This is a genomic window from Acidovorax sp. SRI_002 (genome assembly GCF_057586455.1).
The window spans coordinates 95,610-114,879 of the sequence record NZ_JBYCZW010000002.1; the positions used below are offsets into that span (position 1 = coordinate 95,610).

The following is a 19,270-nucleotide window of genomic DNA, read 5'->3' on the forward strand; positions in this document are numbered from 1 at the left end:
CGCGAATAGCTATTGCTTTAATAGCTTTTTGCGCCCAGCTGGCTGCAGCCGATAATCCACGCCATGCCCGCGCGCCGGGCTTTTGCAGCGCCCACCCATCTCCCCTTTCATGACCTCACTCGACATCCTCATCATGGCGGCCGGCAAAGGCACGCGCATGAAAAGCCGCCTGCCCAAAGTGCTGCAGCGCCTTGCTGGCCGCCCCTTGTTGCACCATGTGCTGGACCAGGCCGCGCACCTGCAGGCCCGCAGCGCCATCGTCATCACCGGCCACGGCGCTACAGAAGTAGAAGCATCTACCGCAGGTGCAGCAGGCGCTGGCGCCTCTTTTGACCTCAAATTCGTGCGGCAGGAACCCCAGCTGGGCACCGGCCACGCCGTGTTGCAGGCCGTGCCGCACCTGCGCGATGACGGCACGGTGGTGGTGCTCTCGGGCGATGTGCCCCTGACACACGCCGACACCCTGCGCGCCCTGGTGGCTGCCAGCGAAGGCGGCAAGCTGGCCCTGCTGACGGTGACCCTGCCCGACCCCACCGGTTATGGCCGCATCGTGCGCAATGCGTCCGATGCCGTGCAAGGCATCGTCGAACACAAGGACGCGAGCGACGCCCAGCGCGCCATCACCGAGATCTACAGCGGCATCATGGCCGTGCCCGCGCGGCTGCTCACGCCCTGGCTGGCGCGGCTCACCAATGACAATGCCCAGGGCGAGTACTACCTCACCGACATCGTTGCCATGGCCGTGGCCGATGGTGTGCCCGTGGTGGCCCACCGCATCACCGATGCGCTGCAGGTGGCGGGCGTCAACAGCCCGCTGCAACTGGCCGAGCTGGAGCGTGCCCACCAGCTGCGCCAGGCCCGAGCCTTGATGGAGCAAGGCGTGCGCCTGGCCGACCCCGCCCGCTTTGACCTGCGCGACGACACCCGCACCGACGTGCGTGGCGAGCTGGTCTGCGGGCAGGACGTGGAGATCGACGTGAACTGCGTCTTCACCGGCCGTGTGGAGCTGGGCGAGGGCGTGAGCATTGGCGCGAACTGCTGCATTGCCAACGCACGCATCGCAGCAGGCGCGGTGATCCACCCCTACACCCACATCGACGGCGAAAAGGCCGGAGCCACTGTGGGCGAGGGCGCCTTGATCGGCCCCTTTGCACGCCTGCGCCCCGGCGCACAACTGGGCCGCGAGGTGCACATCGGCAACTTTGTAGAGGTGAAGAACAGCACCCTGGCCGACGGCGCCAAGGCCAACCACCTGGCCTACCTGGGCGACGCCACGGTGGGTGAACGCGTGAACTACGGTGCGGGCAGCATCACCGCCAATTACGACGGCGCCAACAAGCACCGCACGGTGATCGAGGCCGATGTGCATGTGGGCAGCAACTGCGTGCTGGTGGCGCCCGTGACCATTGGTGCGGGCGGCACGGTGGGTGGTGGCAGCACCATCACCAAGAGCACGGCGCCGGGGGCGCTGAGCGTGGCGCGGGGCAAGCAGGTGAGCATTGCCAACTGGGCGAGGCCCGCCAAACAACCCAAGCCATGAACGCACCAGACGCCAGCGCCGGGGACGAGCTGCAGCAATTGCAGGGATTGCGCGCCGAACTGGCCCGCAGCCAGCAGCAGGTGGCCGACATGGCCGCTGCGCAAGAGGAGTTCTTGCGCGCCGTGTCGCACGACCTGCGCGCGCCGCTGCGGCACGTGACGTCGTACGGCACGCTGGTGCGCGAGGTGCTGGGCGACCTGTCGCCCGAGGTGGCGCAGGGTGCCGAGGTGCAGGAGGCGCTGGGTTTTCTGGCCACGATGGACCAGTCTGCCCGGCGCATGGGGCTGATGATCGACGGCCTGCAAACCCTGGTGCGCGCCAGCCGCGCGCCGCTGCGCCTGCAGCCGGTGCCGCTGGGCGGTGCCATCGCCCAGGCGCGCGCCGCGCTGGCCGCTGCCGAGGCCGGGCGGGCGGTGGAGTGGCGCATTGCGTCGGATTTGCCCACTCTGCAGGCCGACCCCACGCTGCTGCAGGAGCTGCTGGTGCAAGTGTTGGGCAATGCCCTGAAGTTCACCCGCGCCGTGGCGCACGCGTGCATCACGGTGTCGGCGGATGCTGCACCCGCAGGCCAGGTGGCTTTTACGGTGCAAGACAACGGCGTGGGCTTCGACCCCGCGCGCGCGGGCAGCTTGTTCGGCGTGTTCCAGCGCCTGCACCGCGAGACAGAGTTTGACGGCGTGGGCGCGGGGCTGGCGCTGTGCCGCGCGGTGGCGCAGCGCCATGGCGCGCAGATCAGTGCCACGGCGGTGCCGGGGGGTGGCTGCACGGTGCGCGTGTGCTGGCCGGGGTGAGTAAGGATTTGACAATTTGCTATTAAAAATATAGCTTTTTGCGCTTGATGGATAAGCGCTGGCGGCAATTTTTATGCTGATTCCTGGGTCCCGCGGCGTTGTCAGCGCCCCGGGCTCAGCAGGTGCAGCAAACCCCCTCCGGGTTCAATGGGTCTGCACCACCGGCGCCGGTGGTGCCGCGTGGGATGTCTGCGCTTCATGGTCTGCCACCTGGTTGCGCCCGGCGTTTTTGGCGCGGTACAGGGCGGCGTCGGCGTCGTTGATCCACTCGCGCAGGCCCGCCTGGTGGGGCGCGGCTTGTGCCAGGCCGATGCTGCTGGTGAGGTGCAAATCAGGCTGGTCGCGCAGGTGCAGGGCCGCGATGCGGCTGCGAATGCGCTCGGCGATGGCCAGCGCATCGGCTGCGCGGGTGCCGCTGAGCACCACTGCAAATTCGTCCCCGCCGTAGCGGCCTGCGTGGTCGTGTGCGCGCACGCAGTCCAGGATCACCTGGCCCACGGCGTGGATCACTTCGTCCCCCACGGTGTGGCCGTGCAGGTCGTTGATGGACTTGAAGTGGTCGATGTCGATCATCAGCAGGCAGGCGGGGCTGCCGCTGGCGTGAAACCGCTCCAGGCTGAGCTTGGCCTGGTCCTGCCAGTGGCTGCGGGCCACCAGGCCGGTCTGGGCGTCGGTGCGGCGCAGGCTCTCCAGCTCGCGGTTTTGCCGCGCCACCGTGCGGATCAGCCGGTAGCTGGACGTGCTGACCGCCAACCCATGCACGATGAGCAGGGGCAGGGTGCACACCACCACCAGCAGTGAGCTTTCCAGGCGCGGCTCGGGCCGCAGCAGCAAGGTCATCAGCAGGCACATGCCCGCCATGCCGGGCAGGGAGTGCAGCCACAGGCGTTTGATGCCGGTGCTGAACTTGTCGTAGGTGGTGATGAGGGCCATCACCACGCAGGGCAGCAGGTTGAAGTGCAGCAGCGGCACCCACATGCCAGCGATGGCCGAGTCGATCAGCAGATTGCGCACTTCGGCCCGGTAGGGATCGGCGCTGTGCCGGGCCAGCAGGTAGGCCAGCTGGGGCCAGACCAGCGCGGTGACCCCCAGCAACCACCACATCCACGCCGGAGACTGGTTGTCATGCAGAACACTGCCCAGCAACACGGCACCCAGGCCCATGCCCAGCATGCGCAACGGGTAGATGCGGCGGTAGGTCAGCCGCTCCGACGCGGGGCCTATGCCGCCGTGGCGGCGGTAAGAAGCAGGCTGTGGATCGTTCGCGGGGGTCATGCTGGCACGGGGCGGCGAATGTGGTGTGCTGGAACCGGTTCTGGGCTGCTACACCGCAGGCGCCAGCGCTGGCTCCATGCACCCCGCCACGCGGTTGCGCCCCCCGTTTTTGGCGGCATACAACGCGGCGTCGGCGGCGTCGATCCAGGCGCGCAGGTTGCTGTGGCGGTGGTCGGCGGGGGCTACGCCAATGCTGCTGGTGATGCGCACGCCGGGCAGGCTGCGCAGGCGCACGCCTTCGGTTTGCTCGCGGATGCGGTGGGCAATGGCCAGCGCGTCCTTGGCGAGCATGCCCGGCAGCACGATGGCAAATTCATCGCCGCCGTAGCGCCCCGCGCAGTCGCCCGCGCGCACGTTGCCGCGCACCACATGGGCCAGCGCGCGGATCACCTCGTCACCCACGGTGTGGCCATGGGCGTCGTTGATTTCCTTGAAATGGTCAATGTCCAGCATCAGCATGCAGGCGGGTTCGTTGCTGGCGTGGTGGCGGCGCAGCGCCGCCTCGGCCTGCTCTTGCCAGTGGCCGCGCCCGAACAGACCCGTGAGCGCATCCACGCGCCGCAGTTCGTCCAGCATCTGGTTGTGCCGTGCCGACTGGCGGATGAGCTGGTAGCTGACCATGCTGACCGACAGCGTGTGCAGCGCCATCACCGGCAGGCAGGCAACCATGACCCGCATGGAGGTTTCCGGCGCCCAGTGCAGGCCGGCCAGCGCCGCGCCCGCCAGCCCCCCGACCAGCATGGCTGGCAGCGCACGCGCCCACAGCCCCCGGATGCCGGTGGTGATCTTGTCCACCATGGTCAGTGTCAGCAGCAACACGCTGGGCAGCAGGTTGAAGTGCATCAACGGCACAAAGCTGGCGGCCAGGGCGGAGTCAATGAGCAGGTTGCGGGTTTCAGCGCGGTAGGGGTCGGCGCTGTGCCGTGTGATCAGGTAGGCCACATGGGGCCACACAAAAGCAGGCAGCACCATGACCAGCCAGGCGGAGACGCTGGCGTGGCGCTCCCACAGCACCACGCCCACCACCATGCCACCGAGCCCCATGCCCAGAATGCGCAGGGGGTAGATGCGGCGGGGCATCTGGCGGCGGGGTGTGGGCATGGATGGATAGGGTGATGCCGCTCGTGCTGCGCTCTGGGGGGGCGGGCTCGCGAAGGGGCTGGGGGGAGCTTACATGCCCCTGTGGGGCGATGCCAGCATGAAATGACCAGGTGCTGCGGCGTGGCCCCCCAGTGTTCCGTCGTGCTCTGCTGCGTTCAACGGCCTTTCAGGTGCCGCAGTTGCTGGCGCAGGGCGGTGACTTCCTCAATCAGGTCGGCCGTGAGCGCGGCCAGGTGCGGGTCGGCGTCGAAGGTGAGTTCCAGGTGGGCAATGCGCCGGGCGCGCACTACGGTGGCCCCGCTGAAGCGCCAGGCCGAGCGGTCGCCTTCGCCTTCGGTGCCAGCCTGCAGCAGCCCCTCCTGCAGCCGCGCGGCCACCCAGTCGGCATCCATGCGGCAGGCGCGGGCCAGGGCGTCCAGCGTGAGGGCGGCGCTGCCATCGTCGAGCAGTTCTGCGGGGGGCGTGGGGGAGTGAGCGCTCATGGCTGGGCTCCTTGCGCAGCGCGCGGGTTGTAGTGGGGAAACGCCTGGGCCAGCGCGGCGTACGCAGCGCGTTCGGCATCGGTGGTGGCCGGCGGCAGGGCCATATGCAGTTCCAGATAGAGGTCACCCGGTGGTGTGCCCGGGATGCCCCGGCCCTTGAGGCGCAGCTTGCGCCCCGCCTTCCAGCCTGCGGGCACCGCCACCTCGATGACCGAGCCGCCCGGCGTGCCCACCTCGACCGAGGCGCCCAGGGCTGCCTCCCAGGGGGCCACCACCAGCGGCTGGTAGACATCGCGGCCCTCCGCGCGCCAGCGCGGGTCGGGCTTGAACAGCACCTCCAGAAACAAATCGCCCGCCGGTGCGCCACCCCAGCCCGGGCTGCCCTGGCCAGCCAGGCGAATGAGCTGGCCTTCGCGCACGCCCTGCGGGATCTTGACGGCCAGATGGCGCTCGTCGCGCACCAGCGATCCGTCATCGGCCTGGTGCGCGCTTTGCAGCGTGAGGGTGCGTTCGGCGCCCTGGTAGGCGTCGGCCAGGTCCAGCTCGATGCGGGCGTGGTGGTCTGCGCCGCGCTGGGTGGGGGGTGGTCTTCCGCTGGTGTGTTCGCTGCGCCCGGCGCCACGCGCCCGGGCGGCACGGCCAAACAGCTGTTCAAAGAAGTCGCTGTAGTCGCCCGGAGCGCCACCCGGACCACCCGCGCCGTCCGAAAACTCGAACCCCGCATCCCAGTGCGGGGGCGGGCGGAAGTCCTGCCTCGGCTGCATGCGCGGTTCTTGCGCAAGGCGGTCGTAGGCGGCGCGTTTTTCCGGGTCGGAGAGCACGGCGTTGGCCTCGTTCACCGCCGTCATGCGCGCCACGGCGTCGGGCTCCTTGCTCACGTCGGGGTGGTATTTGCGCGCCAGCTTGCGGTAGGCCTTCTTGATCTCGTCGGCCGTGGCGGTGGGGCTGACCCCCAGCGTCTGGTAGTAGTCCTTGAACTCCATGCGGCGTGGCTCCTGTGTGTCCAACCACTCTATGCCGATGCGGCGGGAAGGCAAGAGGACTGGGACAACGGCATGCAAAGGGGCTGTCAACCATTTGCTATGAATTAAATAGCTACTTGCGCTTTCTGATCAAGCGCTAGAGGCACTTTTGTGCCAAATTTCGCCCTGCGGGTTGCAAAGAAGGCCTTCACGTTGCGCACATTGGCATCGCCCGTGAACAGGCGCTGCGACAGCGCCAGGTATCCCGGCATGTCCCGTGTGTGCACCACCAGCACAAAGTCCGGCCCGGGCGATACGCGCCAGCATTGCTGCACGGCGTCGTCGGCCACGGCGCGGGCTTCGAACGCGTCAAGCTGTTCGGCGCCTTGGCGGTCCAGCGACACCTCGACGATGCAGGCCAGCCCGTGGCCCTGAATGGCCGCAAGCCGGTCGGGCTGCAGGATGGCTACCTGGCGCTCGATCAGACCGGCATCGTGCAGGCGCTTGACGCGGCGCAGACAGGTGGGCGGGGAGACATGCACCTGTTCGGCCAGGGATTGGTTGCTCTGCGCCGCGTCGGTTTGCAGCAGGTTGAGCAGCTGCAAGTCTGTGCTGTCGAGTGATATGGATTCCATGATCTTCTACAAATTGAATAAAAATTTCATGAATTGTGTTTTGTGAAATTTAAGTTCAATTTCATTGAAATATCAATCGATAATTTTTCTCAATGCTGCTTACGATCCGCCCCATCGAATCCAACCCAAGGGCAAACACCATGTGCGGCATCGTCGGCGCGGTCTCTACGCGCAACATCGTTCCCATCCTCGTCCAGGGCCTGCAGCGGCTTGAATACCGGGGCTATGACTCCTGCGGCGTGGCGGTACATGCCTCCAGCCTCGATGCAGCGCGCCCGGCGGGCCTGCAGCGCGCCCGCAGCACCGCCCGCGTGGCTGAGTTGCTGGAGCAGGTGACCACCGAACACATCGACGGTGCCACCGGCATTGCCCACACCCGCTGGGCCACCCATGGCGCGCCCGCCGTGCACAACGCCCACCCGCACTTCAGCCACGGCACTGGCGCAGACGCGCAGGCCCAAAGCGCAGGCCGAGTAGCCTTGGTGCACAACGGCATCATTGAAAACCACGAAGAACTGCGCAAGGCGCTGCAGGCACGCGGCTATGTGTTTGTGAGCCAGACCGACACCGAAGTCATCGCCCACCTGGTGGACAGCCACTACAGCGGCGACCTGTTCGACGCCGTGCAGGCCACCGTGGCCGAGCTGCATGGCGCCTACGCCATCGCCGTGATGCACAAGGACGAACCGCACCGCGTGGTGGGTGCACGCGCCGGTTCGCCGCTGATCCTGGGGGTTGGAAACGGGGGCGCAGAGCACTTTCTGGCCAGCGATGCCATGGCCCTGGCGGGCGTCACTGACCAGATCGTTTATCTGGAAGAGGGTGACCTGGTGGACCTGCAGCTGGGCCGCTACTGGATCGTGCGCAAGGACGGTGCCGCACTCACGTCCGAACAGCGCCCCGTGCGCACCGTGCTGGCCCACAGCGGCGCGGCCGAGCTGGGCCCCTACCGCCACTACATGCAAAAGGAAATCTTCGAGCAACCGCGTGCCATCGCCGACACGCTCGAAGGTCTGGCTGGCATCGTGCCCGAGCTGTTCGACGGCGCGGGCCAGCATGGCGAACCTGGCGCCGCCGCCTGGCGCGTGTTCAAGGAAATCGACAGCGTGTTGATCCTGGCCTGCGGCACCAGCTACTACAGCGGCTGCACCGCCAAATACTGGCTCGAAGACATCGCGGGCATCCCCACGCAAGTCGAAGTGGCCAGCGAATACCGCTACCGCACCAGCGTGCCCAACCCACGTACCCTGGTTGTCACCATCAGCCAGTCTGGCGAGACCGCTGACACCCTGGCCGCGTTGCGCCACGCGCAGAGCCTGGGCATGCAGCACACGCTGACCATCTGCAACGTGGCCACCAGCGCCATGGTGCGCGAATGCAAGCTGGCGTACATCACGCGCGCCGGTGTCGAGATCGGTGTGGCCAGCACCAAGGCCTTCACCACCCAGCTGGCAGGCTTGTTTTTACTGACGCTGGCGCTGGCCCAATCCAAAGGCCGTTTGAGCGACGAGCAAGAAGCCGCCCACCTCAAAACCATGCGCCACCTGCCCGTGGCCTTGCAGGCTGTGCTGGCGCTGGAGCCACAAATCATCAGTTGGGCCGAAGACTTTGCCCGGATGGAAAACGCTCTCTTTTTGGGCCGAGGCCTGCACTACCCCATTGCGCTGGAAGGCGCCTTGAAGCTCAAGGAAATCAGCTACATCCACGCCGAGGCCTACCCGGCCGGTGAACTCAAGCACGGTCCCCTGGCCCTGGTGACCAGTGCCATGCCCGTAGTCACCGTGGCGCCGAATGACACCTTGCTCGAAAAACTCAAGAGCAACATGCAGGAGGTGCGCGCGCGCGCTGGCGTGCTCTACGTGCTGGCCGACGCCGACACCCGCATTGAAAGCAGCGACGGCATCCATGTCATCCGCATGCCCGAGCACTACGGCCCCTTGAGCCCGCTGCTGCACGTGGTGCCGCTGCAGCTGCTGGCGTACCACACCGCGTGTGCGCGGGGGACGGATGTGGACAAGCCCAGAAATCTGGCGAAGAGTGTCACGGTGGAGTGACGCGCAGGGTAAGGGGATTTTTATCCTTAATTGACTAAAGTTATGGACTTTTTCATGTATAAAAATTAGATTTCAACAATTATTTTTCGATTGTGGGAATTTTCTACAAATTTGACTCATGCACTGTGGGTCGTAAAGATAGCTCTGCAGCCTGTAGATAAAGCCCCAAGGGTGCCGCGCACCAGTACTGATGGGTTGATTGTTGATTTCCACGCAAAGCTGACCCGGGGGTTAGTGGGTCACTTCTGCGTGGAAATCAACAGCTTGTGTCTTGTAGACGGGGCTGATGCGGCACTGCGGTCTGGAGGCGAGATCATTCAATTCATGCTGCGTAGCAATCTTCTGGCGTGGGCTCGATTCGGCACATTGGCTTTGAAGGAACTGAAAGCTTGGTACGGAGAGGGCACGCTAGATGATGAGGCCGTGGATGCATATCTAGACGCGGAATATAGACGCCTCCTTTCGATGTAGTTCCAGATCCCGGCTGGCAAGATCTACCTGTCACCGATCATCGATTGTTTCGATGGAATGGTGGGGAGCGGATAAAAAATTGGACTGCTTTCTGTCACAAGTCCAAGGCTCAACCGGTACTCGATAGTGTCGTCGCCAGGCGCAGGACGCTGACCCATGGGTGGATGGCCACTAGAAGCCTTCCGCTAGCCATGTCGGTGTTGCCAATCTCGCGGCGCCACTGGTCATAGGCTGCGGCCCACACCACCTGCTCGTTAAAGGAGGATCGCCCAACTCAGCCAAAACATCCCAAGCTGCTGCCGAGTTCCGGTACTCAATGCGAGCGAAACGCAACTTGCCGCCATCGACCGACGCACCGGGAGTGGTGGAGAGATCGAGCTGTGCTCCGGAGGGGATCTCGATTTCGAGTTCTCCGCGACCGGCTGTCTGTAGTTGGCGCGCAAGTTTTCCGGCAGTCACGGGCATTTGCGTTGTGATCATTGGGTCGGGGCGCGACGTCATTGCGATGAGATCTTATTAGGTTGCCGCAGTGAAACTGCTACGTGACTTCTCCACTCACCAAACCGATCATTGAAAGAAATACATCACTCATCGTTTGAGCTGGGCCCAAGGGCAGGAATCGGCTATTGAGCCGTCAGCTGACACGCACGAGCGAAAGCCAGCAATCGCTGCAGAGCCGTCCTTGGCAACGCTCGGCTTAGCAGCCACAATGACTGTCTCGTACGTCCGAATCGAAACTGCACAGCATTGGTCGGACAACAAGTCGGAAAAGCCAGAAACGCGGCGACGCGTGGTCCGGCTGGGCTCAACGATAGTTGCAGAATCTCGCACCTTCGGCGAAGCCAACGGCCTGTCCCGTCACTTAGTGGCCGAGCTTCGCAATCCATTCAAGTATCGTGGCTTCGCTCGTGCCGCGGAACTGTCCACGAGTAATCTTCGCGATGTCTGCTTGATCCATCCCAAGCAACTCTGCAACTGCCTCTTGGGTCAGATGTCGAGCCCTAATCGTTCGGACAATATGTTCCGCCAATGAAGCCTTTCGCTTCATCTCTTCAGCGTCTGAGTACCCAAGGTCGGCATAGACATTGGTGCTTCCAACTTCAATAGCGTCTGCCATCTCTAAATCCTTAGTGTCTGCATAACCCAAAGCACAGGTCCAGCAACACGTTGTGTTGGCGCACCATGAACTCCCGTCAAGGCTTGCCTGCGCGAAGTGTCGAATACGTCAGACGCTCCAAACGCTCTCGCTCACAGCCCACTGCAACTCGTCTACAACTCTGCGCATGATCCAAACGCATTGCGCATCCGTGCACCATCCTTTGCTCAGCAGACCTCTCAACGCGGCCTTCACTGTTGTTTCCGCGTTGCCTTCATAGGTCGCAAGTTTGCGCCGGCAATACGCGATCATCTGCGTGACGAGATCGTCACACATCTCGAAGGCAGCGGTGACCTCCGATGGCGAAGTGCCCGGGGAGTAGTACTTCCCGTCCTCCTCCACCAGGTTCAACTTGGGCCTGGCACCTCCAATGGCAGAAAGAACCGAAGATACTGGAAAGTCTTCAGGCACACCGGGATAGTTCGCGCGGTCAATCGACATGTCGGCTCCAGGAAATCAGCTTCACCATACAACGTGTATCGTGCACTCTCAACCGCCTTAAATGCCGCGGGCACGCCAACACCTCTACAGGGCTACGCCCGTCTAGAGTACCTCGCCCGAAGGCTTGCCAGTCACTCCCCTAACCTCAACTGCTGCGTAACGGCACGGGCAGCCGGCTACACAGGCAATAGGGTCTCTCTAGGAAACACCTCTTCAATGCAGCACGGTGGAGTGCGCCTCAAAGTTAGGCAGCTGAAAGGTGTGTTCATACTCAGAATTCCCTCTCGACTCGGACAGGACCTGGTCCACAGTACATGAGGATGTCGCCGTTGAGCGTACGACCCCCTCCCCGCATCCCTGGATGATGGTGTGGCTGTCTGAACTCCCGTCAACGCAATGCGCCCGTCTAGTCCAGAGATCTTGTCCGACCAGATTTAGGCCTATTGTCCGGGACTGCGGAAGCTCTCTGCGATCAATCTGCAGGCCGGTCTAGGACAACAAGGCTCGCATGAGAGCACAGTTTTGTGCGTAGATGGCGATCTCAGAGCAGCGTAAACGCCTGTGGCGTGCGGGCATTCGGGGAGAGGTTCGGCGGTGAAGGATGCTCCAATTGGGCTTATTCAATTTCTGTTCGCTGGAAGCTCTTTTTGTGAATCGTTTGTTCTTTCGATCGGGTGGGTTTCGCCTGGCTGCCGTGCTGGCGCTGACCCTTGCTGGCACAGCTCTCCCAAATTCTTCCTGGGCAAGATTTCCGCAATTCGATAGTGCGGCCCTGCTCACGCCCGAGCCCACCAGCTTCGCGCAGTGCCCGCAGTTCTTTGCGAACGGCACGCCCCCGGCCGTCACACCCCGGCCGCCGTTGCGGGAGCTTTGCTATGAGGCGTTTGCGGTGCTGCACTCGAGTACCACCAAGACCCCTGTATATGTGGCCCAGCGCTTGAACCGGCAGCTCATCGAAGATGCCGATGAGAAGCGTGCCAAGCGTTTCTTTTCGGACGCGCGACTTCCAAGCCGTGAGCGGGCAGAACTGGAGGACTACAAGAACTCTGGTTACAGCAGAGGTCACATGGCGCCTGCGGGAGATATGCCCACCCCGACGGCCATGGCCCAGAGCTTCAGCTTGGCCAACATGGTTCCGCAGAATGCACAGCACAACGGGGGCGCATGGAACAAGATCGAGCAGGACACACGGCACTACGCACGCCGAGCCAAGGGGGATGTGTTTGTGATCACGGGACCAGTCTTCACTGACAACGGGCCGCGCATTGGTTCCAATGGGGTAAAGGTGCCGACCTATCTGTACAAGCTGGTCTATGACGCTTCCACGCAAAGAGCCTGGGCGCATTGGCAGGAGAACCGCGAGGGAGAGACGGTGAGCCGGCCGATCAGCTATCAGGAGTTAATCAAACGCACGGGAGTGGAGTTTTTGCCAAAAATTGCACCGCAGCATTGAGTAGCAGCAAGGGCCGTGTCAGCGGCGGCGGTATAAATCGGCCTCTCCATTTTTTACACATTGAGCATCTATGAACCGCGCAGAACTCGTTGAAATTCTGGCTTCCAAGAATGATCTGTCCAAGACGACAGCCAATGCTGTTTTGGAAACGCTGATCGACACCATCCAGACGGCTGTAAAGAAAGGTGATGCCGTACAGCTGGTGGGCTTTGGTACCTTTAAATCTGCCAAGCGTGCAGCCCGTACAGGCAAGAACCCGTCGACCGGTGCAGCCTTGAAGATTCCCGCGACCACGGTGCCGAAGTTTGTGGCGGGTGCCAAGTTCAAGGCCGTGGTCGACCCCAAGGCTGCCAAGCGCAAGGCGGAGAAGGCAGGGAAGTAAGCCCAACGCTGAGGAGAGCTGAACAAACCGCAAGTACTGACCTCTGGCGGTTTGACTTTCTGAACGATGGTTCAGGCCCCTGCGATGGATGTCAGCCGATCCCTGGGCAGGTTATCTCACGACCTTCCAACCCATCTCTCTGCTGAGCTGCACAGCCACAGCCTTGGGGGAACGGCGTCCATCCAGAATGAGGGATCCTCCAGCACGCAGATCACCCATTGCGGCTCACCGGTCTCTGTTGTGTGCGCGAAAAAGACCTCCAGCTTGTCCTCCAGGGCGTAGCGGATGGCTGTGGCATAGCTGACCGGCGCTTCTTTCTTGAACGCTTGCGCCCAGGGGGTTTGTTCCAAGGCTTCCCGTGCCAAGGTGGGTTTGATTGCCATGGCGCGAGAATCTTACCGGGCTGAATGTCGTTTGATCCTTCGGTCCGGAAGAGCATCTCGTACCATCCAGACTATGAATACATTTTCTAATGCCTTTCGCGCTGAAGTCGTTCGCATGGCGCGCAAGGAGCTCAAGCCTGAGTTGCAGGGCATGCGCAAAGCGATCATTAGCCACCGGTCTGAAATCGCCGCTCTGAAGCGTGAAGTTAAGGGTCTCACCTCGCAGCTGAAGGCGGCCCAACGCCAATCGAAGACAGTGGGGGCGGCGCGGTCCTCAGACCAACCCAAAGTTTCGAAGCGCACCGCGCAAGAGGAGTTCGTATTTGCGCCGGAGATTCTGGGCCAGATGCGAAAGGCACTTGGAGCGACCCAAATCGAAATGGCATCGCTGCTGACGGTGTCTCCTCTGTCGTACTCGCGGTGGGAGAAGGGCCAGACCCAACCTCGTACCAAGCAGCTCGCGAAGATTGAAGAAATCGCCAGGATGGGGTTGGTAAAAGCCGGGGAGAAAATTCGCCGGGCCGCGAAGGCCTGAGCAACCGTAGAGCTGGGCCTGCGTATGAGGGCTTGGCTTTGCTGTTTGGCAGGGGAGCCGTCGTGGCAACGATTTAAACAATGCACGCTGGGCGACCGCTACGCAGCGGTTGCTGCCATTCGCATCTCGGTCGCGAATAGGTGCTATCGGCCAAGAGCGGCCAGTCACCGCGTAAGTAAGTGGACGTTCCACGTGCGTATGACCGGCGCCTTGCGAGCGGACGCCGAAAGGCGTCGGTGTTATTAGATTGCCCCTCTCGGCCTCCGCAAGCCTCTGGTGACGACGACTGCAAGGCATGCCAAGCTCAACAATGCCAACAGCAGGGACGCCAGTTTTGTAGCCTCGGCAGCTGAAGGGGGACAGTGGACGGCGTACTCCTCGCAGGAGTAGTGCTTCTCCCTAAACGTGACATCATCTCGGGCTCCCAGATCGTCTTTTCCATCGACGCCAACAGAGTAGACGGAGAATTCGCTGCCTCGTACTCGATAGACGTAGGCTTGGTCCCAGGGGTCGCGACCAAAATTTCGGATGTAACCGGCAGCGGAAAGGGCTTCTAAGGAAGCGGGTAACGAGCCGACTTCTTTCTGGTACAGAGTGATCGCCATTCGAGCTTCATCAAGCTGGATCAGCGCGTAGTTGATCTTGGGATGCTTGAAACGAAGAGGCTCCGCAATCTCGGCCGCAACGAACGCGCCTAAAGCGACTAGTAATGCCAAGGTGCAGTGGGCGACTCGAAGCATGGCGTGCAATCTAACGAGAAAGTGAGCGGACAAACGCTGAGTCTGCAAACTATAGCGTGCCACTAGGCTGACCCTAGCCTGCCTTCTGTGCAGTTTGGAGCCGATCAATCTGAATCAACGGCTGCTTTTGGGAAGGGATACCCAACGTCGGCTCAGGGCCCTGAGCAGCCGATTGGCCTTGTTCCCCGAAGCGGTCATTGACTCAAGACGAATTGATCGGCAGCATCATTCACATGAATCGACCATTCGACTTTGAAGGTTTGTTTACTCTCTTCGCGTCGCACCGGCCAGTGACCTCGGGCTATCGACCTCAGCACGCCCTTTACGAAAACTATCAGACTAGCGGGATGCACATGTATCCAGCGCACGGCCTCGTTCGCCCTGGGGAGACAGCGATGGTCGAAGTGCATCTGATTTCGCCCGAGGTTTATCCACATTCCCTCTGGGAAGGCCGGACATTGCAAGTATTGGAGGGCTCTTGCCTAGTCGGGTCTTTGGAAGTAACGCGCATAGCTACCAAAGGTCTTCGCACTTCCCCAGAGAAATATCAATCACTCTGGGTAGAGCCTGCGGAGTTGCGGGGGCGCTCTTGAGGTCCGACCCATTATTGCTGCGGACCTGCGCCAGCTACGCTGATTGATCCGCTGAATATCAATATTGAACGTCCGCTTTCATATGCTGCGACCGGCTGCTCCTGGCCGATAGTACTCATTCGTTTGCGGCCAGCGTATGACTGCAACCAGCCTGAATCAGACATTCACGCTGTCTCAAGAGCAGACGCTGACCGAGCACAGTCCGAATACTGGCCCAGGAATTCCCGTCGCGGACTTATCTCGGGCCACTGAGCAGGGAAAATCGGAACGCTTCCCTCGTGGCCACGACGCCATGAGCGCCCAACAGGGGCCATGACACATGAGTTGTGGAGAGCATTCCATCAAACGGTGGAAGACTATTTGCGGTCCGTTACTCTGGCTGACTTGGTGGAGCGTCATCTCGCTACTGGATGTGCCGTGGAGGAACCACCTGGGGCGGCGCCAACACCAAAACGGCTTGCTCCGCCTAAACGGCAACTTCCGCGTGAGAATGCGCCAAACTCAGTTTTTGCGCTGGGTGCGGCCATACGCACGAGATCGTGACGCGGGTCCAAGGGGGATCTACACCGTACGGATTCCTCGGTGCCTCTGTACATGGCTGCAAGACCCCTGATACCAGGTGTTAGATGTGGGTTTCTGCGAGACAGGCAGCAGTCTGCGGCTATCATTGCGACGAATTTTCAATTGCCTGCTTCCAATTTCATGCGCCGACTGCTCGCAGTCATCCTGTTGAGCTCCTTCTTCTGCCAGGCCTTCGCAACGGCCCGCCAGACGGCTGCGTTCGACCACGAGGGCGAGTTCCAGGCGGTGCATGCTGAAATGCATCTGGAAGGCTCCGCCCACCACCATGATGAACACGGTGTGGCGCACCAAGACGATTCCCAGGAGTCCATCCAGCACATGCTGGCGGACGCAGGCCCTGGGACTGCAGCACTTCTCCACTTCCCGCAACTGTCGCTTCCTCTCGACCGCTCACCCGCACCGGCCGTGACCGCCGAATCCGTCAGCCCGTCCCCTCATCTGGACGGTTTACGACGACCTCCCCGACTGATTTCCTGATCCACCCTTAGCGCCGCGCTTTCCACACGAAAGCGGGGTTGTTCATCGGTGCGGTACTACTTTGATCAGGCGCTGATGCGTCAACGATCCTGGTTTGCCGCCTTTGATCGGTCAGGAATCACGTGCGTTTTGTTATTTCCGGGCTTGCGGTGCGTTGTGCCGCAGGCTGTGCTTTGAGCTGCGTCCTCGTTGGCGCTGCGGTTGCGCAGTCCAATACCGCCCCATCGCTTTCAGCCACGGCATCGCCCGCGGCTCCAACACTGGCACAAGCTACGGAGGCCGCATGGCAGCGTGCCACCCAGGCGAGAGAAGCCGAAGGTCAGACACAGCGGGCTGCTGCCGAACGGGCGGCTATCTCCAGTCTGTGGGCTGCGCCCCCCGCACTGGAGTTTTCCTACCGAGACGACCGCTGGCAAACGTCGGCAGGACGCAGGGAAGCCGAGGCCGGCCTGGCGTGGCCGCTGTGGTTGCCTGGGCAGCGCAATGCACGCGGCGCTGCTGTGGCCGCCGACGCAGAGCTGTCCCAAGCTGCCGTTCAAGCGGGGCGCCTGCATTTCGCGGGACTGGTGCGGGAAGCCGCCTGGGGCATTGCCGCGCAAAAGGCCGGGTCCGACCTGGCGGACGCCCAAGTGCGATCTTTGCACGAGATCTCCGACGACGTACGGCGCCGTGTCAAATCGGGTGATCTGGCCCACGCGGATGCGCTTGCCGCTCAATCCGAGGCTCTGGCTGCGCAATCTGCACAGTTGGCTGCACGCCAGCGCCTGAGCGCCAGCCAGTCGCAATGGATGACCCTGACGGGCATAGCCCTGGCGCCTGATCTCACGTCTGTCCCGGTTTCTGATGGTGCCGCAGTTTCACCAGGCGGGGCGCACTTCGCCGTTGAAACGCACCCGGATGCGCGTGTCGCTGCATTAACGGTTGAACGCGCACGCAAGCGGCTTGACGTGGTGGCCGCCACACGGCGCGACCCGCCTGAACTGCTACTGCGTATCCGGCAAGACATTCCTGGTAGGGGCGAGTCGGCGCAAAACAGCATCGGGGTCGGCCTGCGGATTCCCCTGGGCACAGCGAGCCGCAACCAACCACTGCAAGCTGCAGCACTGAGTGAGCTGGATGTGGCGCTGACCACGAAACAGCGAACCGAGGAGCGGCTGGCTGCTGATGCAGCGATGGCGCAGGCTGCGGTGCACACGGCCGAGCAGCAACTGGAGGCGGAGCGCCAGCGCTCGGCACTGCTGAGGGAGCGCGCCTCCCTCATTGACCGATCTTTCAAGGCTGGAGAAACCCCGTTGCCCGAGTTGTTGCGCGCGCTCGCCGCAGCTACCCAGGCAGACACCAGTTTCGCGCGCCAGCAAGTGGCACTGGGCCTGGCCCTCGCGCGCCTCCAGCAATCTCTCGGAATCCTTCCATGAATCTCTTGAATCTATTCCTCATCGGCTACCGCAGCATATTGCTGGGGGCAGGCTTTGCCGTGCTGGTGCTTTCAGGTACACCCAGCTATGCCGCGCCAGGCGCGCACGGCCCCAATGGTGAGCACCTGGACGCCCCCGCTCAAGCAGGGGCCAACAGCGGCTCCGTTCCCAGTTTTGAGGCCCGCTCGGAAGCCTTCGAGCTGGTGGGCCGGCTGCAGGGCGGAGAGTTGTCCATCCTGATCAACCGCTTTGCCACCAACGAGCCCGTGCTCAACGCCACGGTCGAGGTGGAGACGGGCAATCTCAAGGCGCCTGCCAAGTTCCATGCGGACATGGGGGACTACGCCATCGACGATGCCAACATGCTCAAGGCCCTGGCGGCGCCCGGTGACCACCCCATGGTGGTCACCGTACTGGCGGGCAATGACTCTGACCTGCTTGACGGCACCCTCACAGTCGCCGGTGCCGTGCTCGATGACCATGGTCACTCCCACGACGACGGTCACGCCCATGGGCCCTCCCGCACGGTGTGGCTGGCTCTGGCCCTGGCCGTCTTGGCAGCGGTCGGTTGGTTCTTTGGTCGCAGGCCCAAGGCTGCAGGCACATCTTCCAAAGGAGATGCGCTGTGAACTCATTGATCCAAAAAGCCAAGGCGACCCGCATGCTTCACGTTCTCGGCCTGACTGCCATCGCGTGCATCGCGGCGATGTTCCCACCTGTTGCCGTCGCAGCGCCAGGTGCCCATGGGCCGAACGGTGAGCATCTAGATGCCCCCACGGCGGTCAGCGCATCCGGTTTGATGCGGTTGCCAGACGGCAGTGTCAACGTTCCGATGCTCGCCCAACGGCGCCTGGGTATCCGCACACAGTTGACCCCTGAAACCCAGGCCGCCGCCACCATCGAGCTGTCAGGCCGTGTGGTCGTGGACCCCAATGCGAGTGGTCGTGTCCAGGCGATCCATGGGGGACGGATCGAAGCGGGACCACGCGGTCTGCCGGTCGCCGGCCAGACCGTGCGGCAAGGAGAGGTGCTGGCCTATGTGGCCCATCACGCCGAGCCTTATGCCCAGGCCAACCAGCAGGCCCAGCTGGCCGAGTTGCGCAGTGGCCGGGAACTGGCCGCACAGCGGGTGCAGCGGCTGCAGTCCCTTGAAGGCACGGTGCCGCGCAAGGAGATCGAGGCCGCACGTGCTGAGCTACAGAGCCTCACCGCGCGCGAGAAAAGCATTGGAGCGAGCCTGGCTGCCAGAGAGGCCTTGCTGGCTCCCGTCTCCGGCGTGATTGCCAGAGCCGACGCAACCAAAGGCCAGGTGGTTGAGGCCCGCGAAGTGTTGTTCGAGGTGATTGACCCTGCACGAGTGTTGGTGGAGGCCACTACGGCAGATCCTGGCTTGCCCGCACGCACGGGTACAGCCCACTTGCAGGGGGTGCTTGGCGTCAAGCTGCAGCTGATCGGCGCAGCGCGCAGCCTGCGTGATGGCGTCCTCCCGATGACTTTCAGGGCCGTCCCGGAGCAATCGGGCACAGCCTTGCCGCTGGCGGTCGGACAGCCCGTCACCGTCGTGGCCTCGCTGAACGAGCAGGTGAAGGGCTTCGTCCTGCCTGCGCAGGCCGTCGTGCGCAACAGTGCCAACGAGCCGGTGGTCTGGATCAAGTCCGGTGCAGAGCGCTACATTCCCCAGCCGGTGCAGTACCGGTCCCTGGACGCCGCCACGGTGGTCGTCACGCAGGGCCTGGGCGCTGACAACCGCGTGGTGGTGCAAGGTGCGCCGCTGATCGCACAGATCCGCTGAACGGAGCCCA

Annotated in this window: 19 protein-coding genes; 10 read left to right on the forward strand and 9 right to left on the reverse strand. The window is 62.9% G+C overall.

The genetic code is table 11. The annotated features are described in order from the left end of the window. The first annotated feature begins 109 nt into the window (after positions 1 to 109). The gene (gene glmU, locus AC2YJX_RS05275) at positions 110 to 1,540 is read left to right on the forward strand and encodes a bifunctional UDP-N-acetylglucosamine diphosphorylase/glucosamine-1-phosphate N-acetyltransferase GlmU (protein WP_487255481.1); all 1,431 of its coding nucleotides are present in this window, start codon (positions 110 to 112) and stop codon (positions 1,538 to 1,540) included. Then, positions 1,537 to 2,331 (forward strand): sensor histidine kinase, encoded by a 795-nt coding sequence (locus AC2YJX_RS05280; RefSeq protein ID WP_487255482.1) that lies wholly within the window; start codon positions 1,537 to 1,539, stop codon positions 2,329 to 2,331. The genes glmU and AC2YJX_RS05280 overlap by 4 nt, the downstream gene beginning before the upstream one ends. Before the next feature lie 144 nt (positions 2,332 to 2,475). Here the strand turns inward: AC2YJX_RS05280 and AC2YJX_RS05285 are convergent, their stop codons facing one another. From AC2YJX_RS05285 to AC2YJX_RS05305, 5 genes are all read right to left on the reverse strand, one after another. Further along, entirely contained in the window at positions 2,476 to 3,606 is a 1,131-nt protein-coding gene (locus AC2YJX_RS05285; RefSeq protein WP_487255483.1) for a diguanylate cyclase, read from the reverse strand. Between the two features lie 48 nt (positions 3,607 to 3,654). Next, positions 3,655 to 4,707 carry a GGDEF domain-containing protein gene (locus tag AC2YJX_RS05290; protein ID WP_436131771.1) on the reverse strand — a complete coding sequence of 351 codons (1,053 nt, stop codon included), beginning with the start codon at positions 4,705 to 4,707 and terminating at the stop codon, positions 3,655 to 3,657. A gap of 155 nt (positions 4,708 to 4,862) precedes the next feature. Next, positions 4,863 to 5,189 carry a MerR family transcriptional regulator gene (locus tag AC2YJX_RS05295; RefSeq protein ID WP_008907221.1) on the reverse strand — a complete coding sequence of 109 codons (327 nt, stop codon included), beginning with the start codon at positions 5,187 to 5,189 and terminating at the stop codon, positions 4,863 to 4,865. Then, a complete protein-coding gene (locus AC2YJX_RS05300; RefSeq protein ID WP_487255484.1) occupies positions 5,186 to 6,172 on the reverse strand; it encodes a DnaJ C-terminal domain-containing protein in 987 nt (328 codons plus the stop codon). The genes AC2YJX_RS05295 and AC2YJX_RS05300 overlap by 4 nt, the downstream gene beginning before the upstream one ends. 104 nt (positions 6,173 to 6,276) lie before the next feature. Further along, positions 6,277 to 6,786, reverse strand: a complete 510-nt coding sequence (locus AC2YJX_RS05305) for an Lrp/AsnC family transcriptional regulator (protein WP_487255485.1) — start codon at positions 6,784 to 6,786, stop codon at positions 6,277 to 6,279. A 140-nt stretch (positions 6,787 to 6,926) separates the two neighbouring features. Between AC2YJX_RS05305 and glmS the strand changes: the two genes are divergently transcribed. After that, positions 6,927 to 8,840 carry a glutamine--fructose-6-phosphate transaminase (isomerizing) gene (gene glmS / locus AC2YJX_RS05310; protein ID WP_055394673.1) on the forward strand — a complete coding sequence of 638 codons (1,914 nt, stop codon included), beginning with the start codon at positions 6,927 to 6,929 and terminating at the stop codon, positions 8,838 to 8,840. 1,333 nt (positions 8,841 to 10,173) lie between these two features. Here the strand turns inward: glmS and AC2YJX_RS05315 are convergent. Both AC2YJX_RS05315 and AC2YJX_RS05320 read right to left on the reverse strand, forming a co-directional pair. Next, a complete protein-coding gene (locus AC2YJX_RS05315; RefSeq protein ID WP_182121150.1) occupies positions 10,174 to 10,428 on the reverse strand; it encodes a helix-turn-helix domain-containing protein in 255 nt (84 codons plus the stop codon). 108 nt (positions 10,429 to 10,536) lie between these two features. Then, positions 10,537 to 10,908 carry a hypothetical protein gene (locus AC2YJX_RS05320; RefSeq protein WP_246331170.1) on the reverse strand — a complete coding sequence of 124 codons (372 nt, stop codon included), beginning with the start codon at positions 10,906 to 10,908 and terminating at the stop codon, positions 10,537 to 10,539. 649 nt (positions 10,909 to 11,557) lie between these two features. Here AC2YJX_RS05320 and AC2YJX_RS05325 point away from each other — a divergent pair. Both AC2YJX_RS05325 and AC2YJX_RS05330 read left to right on the forward strand, forming a co-directional pair. Further along, positions 11,558 to 12,361 carry a DNA/RNA non-specific endonuclease gene (locus AC2YJX_RS05325; RefSeq protein ID WP_487255751.1) on the forward strand — a complete coding sequence of 268 codons (804 nt, stop codon included), beginning with the start codon at positions 11,558 to 11,560 and terminating at the stop codon, positions 12,359 to 12,361. A gap of 70 nt (positions 12,362 to 12,431) precedes the next feature. Beyond that, positions 12,432 to 12,743 carry an HU family DNA-binding protein gene (locus AC2YJX_RS05330; RefSeq protein ID WP_182121149.1) on the forward strand — a complete coding sequence of 104 codons (312 nt, stop codon included), beginning with the start codon at positions 12,432 to 12,434 and terminating at the stop codon, positions 12,741 to 12,743. 116 nt (positions 12,744 to 12,859) lie between these two features. Here the strand turns inward: AC2YJX_RS05330 and AC2YJX_RS05335 are convergent, their stop codons facing one another. Continuing rightward, positions 12,860 to 13,126 carry a hypothetical protein gene (locus AC2YJX_RS05335; RefSeq protein WP_182121148.1) on the reverse strand — a complete coding sequence of 89 codons (267 nt, stop codon included), beginning with the start codon at positions 13,124 to 13,126 and terminating at the stop codon, positions 12,860 to 12,862. Positions 13,127 to 13,199: 73 nt separating this feature from the next. Here AC2YJX_RS05335 and AC2YJX_RS05340 point away from each other — a divergent pair, with 73 nt between their 5' ends. Then, positions 13,200 to 13,661: a helix-turn-helix domain-containing protein gene (locus AC2YJX_RS05340; protein WP_182121147.1), complete on the forward strand. Its 462-nt coding sequence runs from the start codon at positions 13,200 to 13,202 to the stop codon at positions 13,659 to 13,661. A gap of 242 nt (positions 13,662 to 13,903) precedes the next feature. On the opposite strand, the gene AC2YJX_RS05345 is transcribed toward AC2YJX_RS05340, so the two are convergent. After that, on the reverse strand, positions 13,904 to 14,401 hold the full coding sequence (locus AC2YJX_RS05345; RefSeq protein ID WP_487255486.1) for a type II secretion system protein GspG: 498 nt from the start codon (positions 14,399 to 14,401) through the stop codon (positions 13,904 to 13,906). 1,322 nt (positions 14,402 to 15,723) lie between these two features. On the opposite strand from AC2YJX_RS05345, the gene AC2YJX_RS05350 reads away from it, so the two are divergent. The 4 genes from AC2YJX_RS05350 to AC2YJX_RS05365 all read left to right on the forward strand — a co-directional run bounded on the left by AC2YJX_RS05350 (position 15,724) and on the right by AC2YJX_RS05365 (position 19,260). Further along, positions 15,724 to 16,053, forward strand: a complete 330-nt coding sequence (locus AC2YJX_RS05350) for a hypothetical protein (protein ID WP_233559555.1) — start codon at positions 15,724 to 15,726, stop codon at positions 16,051 to 16,053. A gap of 173 nt (positions 16,054 to 16,226) precedes the next feature. Continuing rightward, positions 16,227 to 17,468 carry a TolC family protein gene (locus AC2YJX_RS05355; RefSeq protein ID WP_487255487.1) on the forward strand — a complete coding sequence of 414 codons (1,242 nt, stop codon included), beginning with the start codon at positions 16,227 to 16,229 and terminating at the stop codon, positions 17,466 to 17,468. Next, a complete protein-coding gene (locus AC2YJX_RS05360; RefSeq protein ID WP_063459316.1) occupies positions 17,465 to 18,097 on the forward strand; it encodes a hypothetical protein in 633 nt (210 codons plus the stop codon). The genes AC2YJX_RS05355 and AC2YJX_RS05360 overlap by 4 nt, the downstream gene beginning before the upstream one ends. Positions 18,098 to 18,129: 32 nt before the next feature. Continuing rightward, positions 18,130 to 19,260 (forward strand): efflux RND transporter periplasmic adaptor subunit, encoded by a 1,131-nt coding sequence (locus AC2YJX_RS05365; protein WP_121508963.1) that lies wholly within the window; start codon positions 18,130 to 18,132, stop codon positions 19,258 to 19,260. The last annotated feature ends 10 nt before the right edge of the window (positions 19,261 to 19,270 follow it).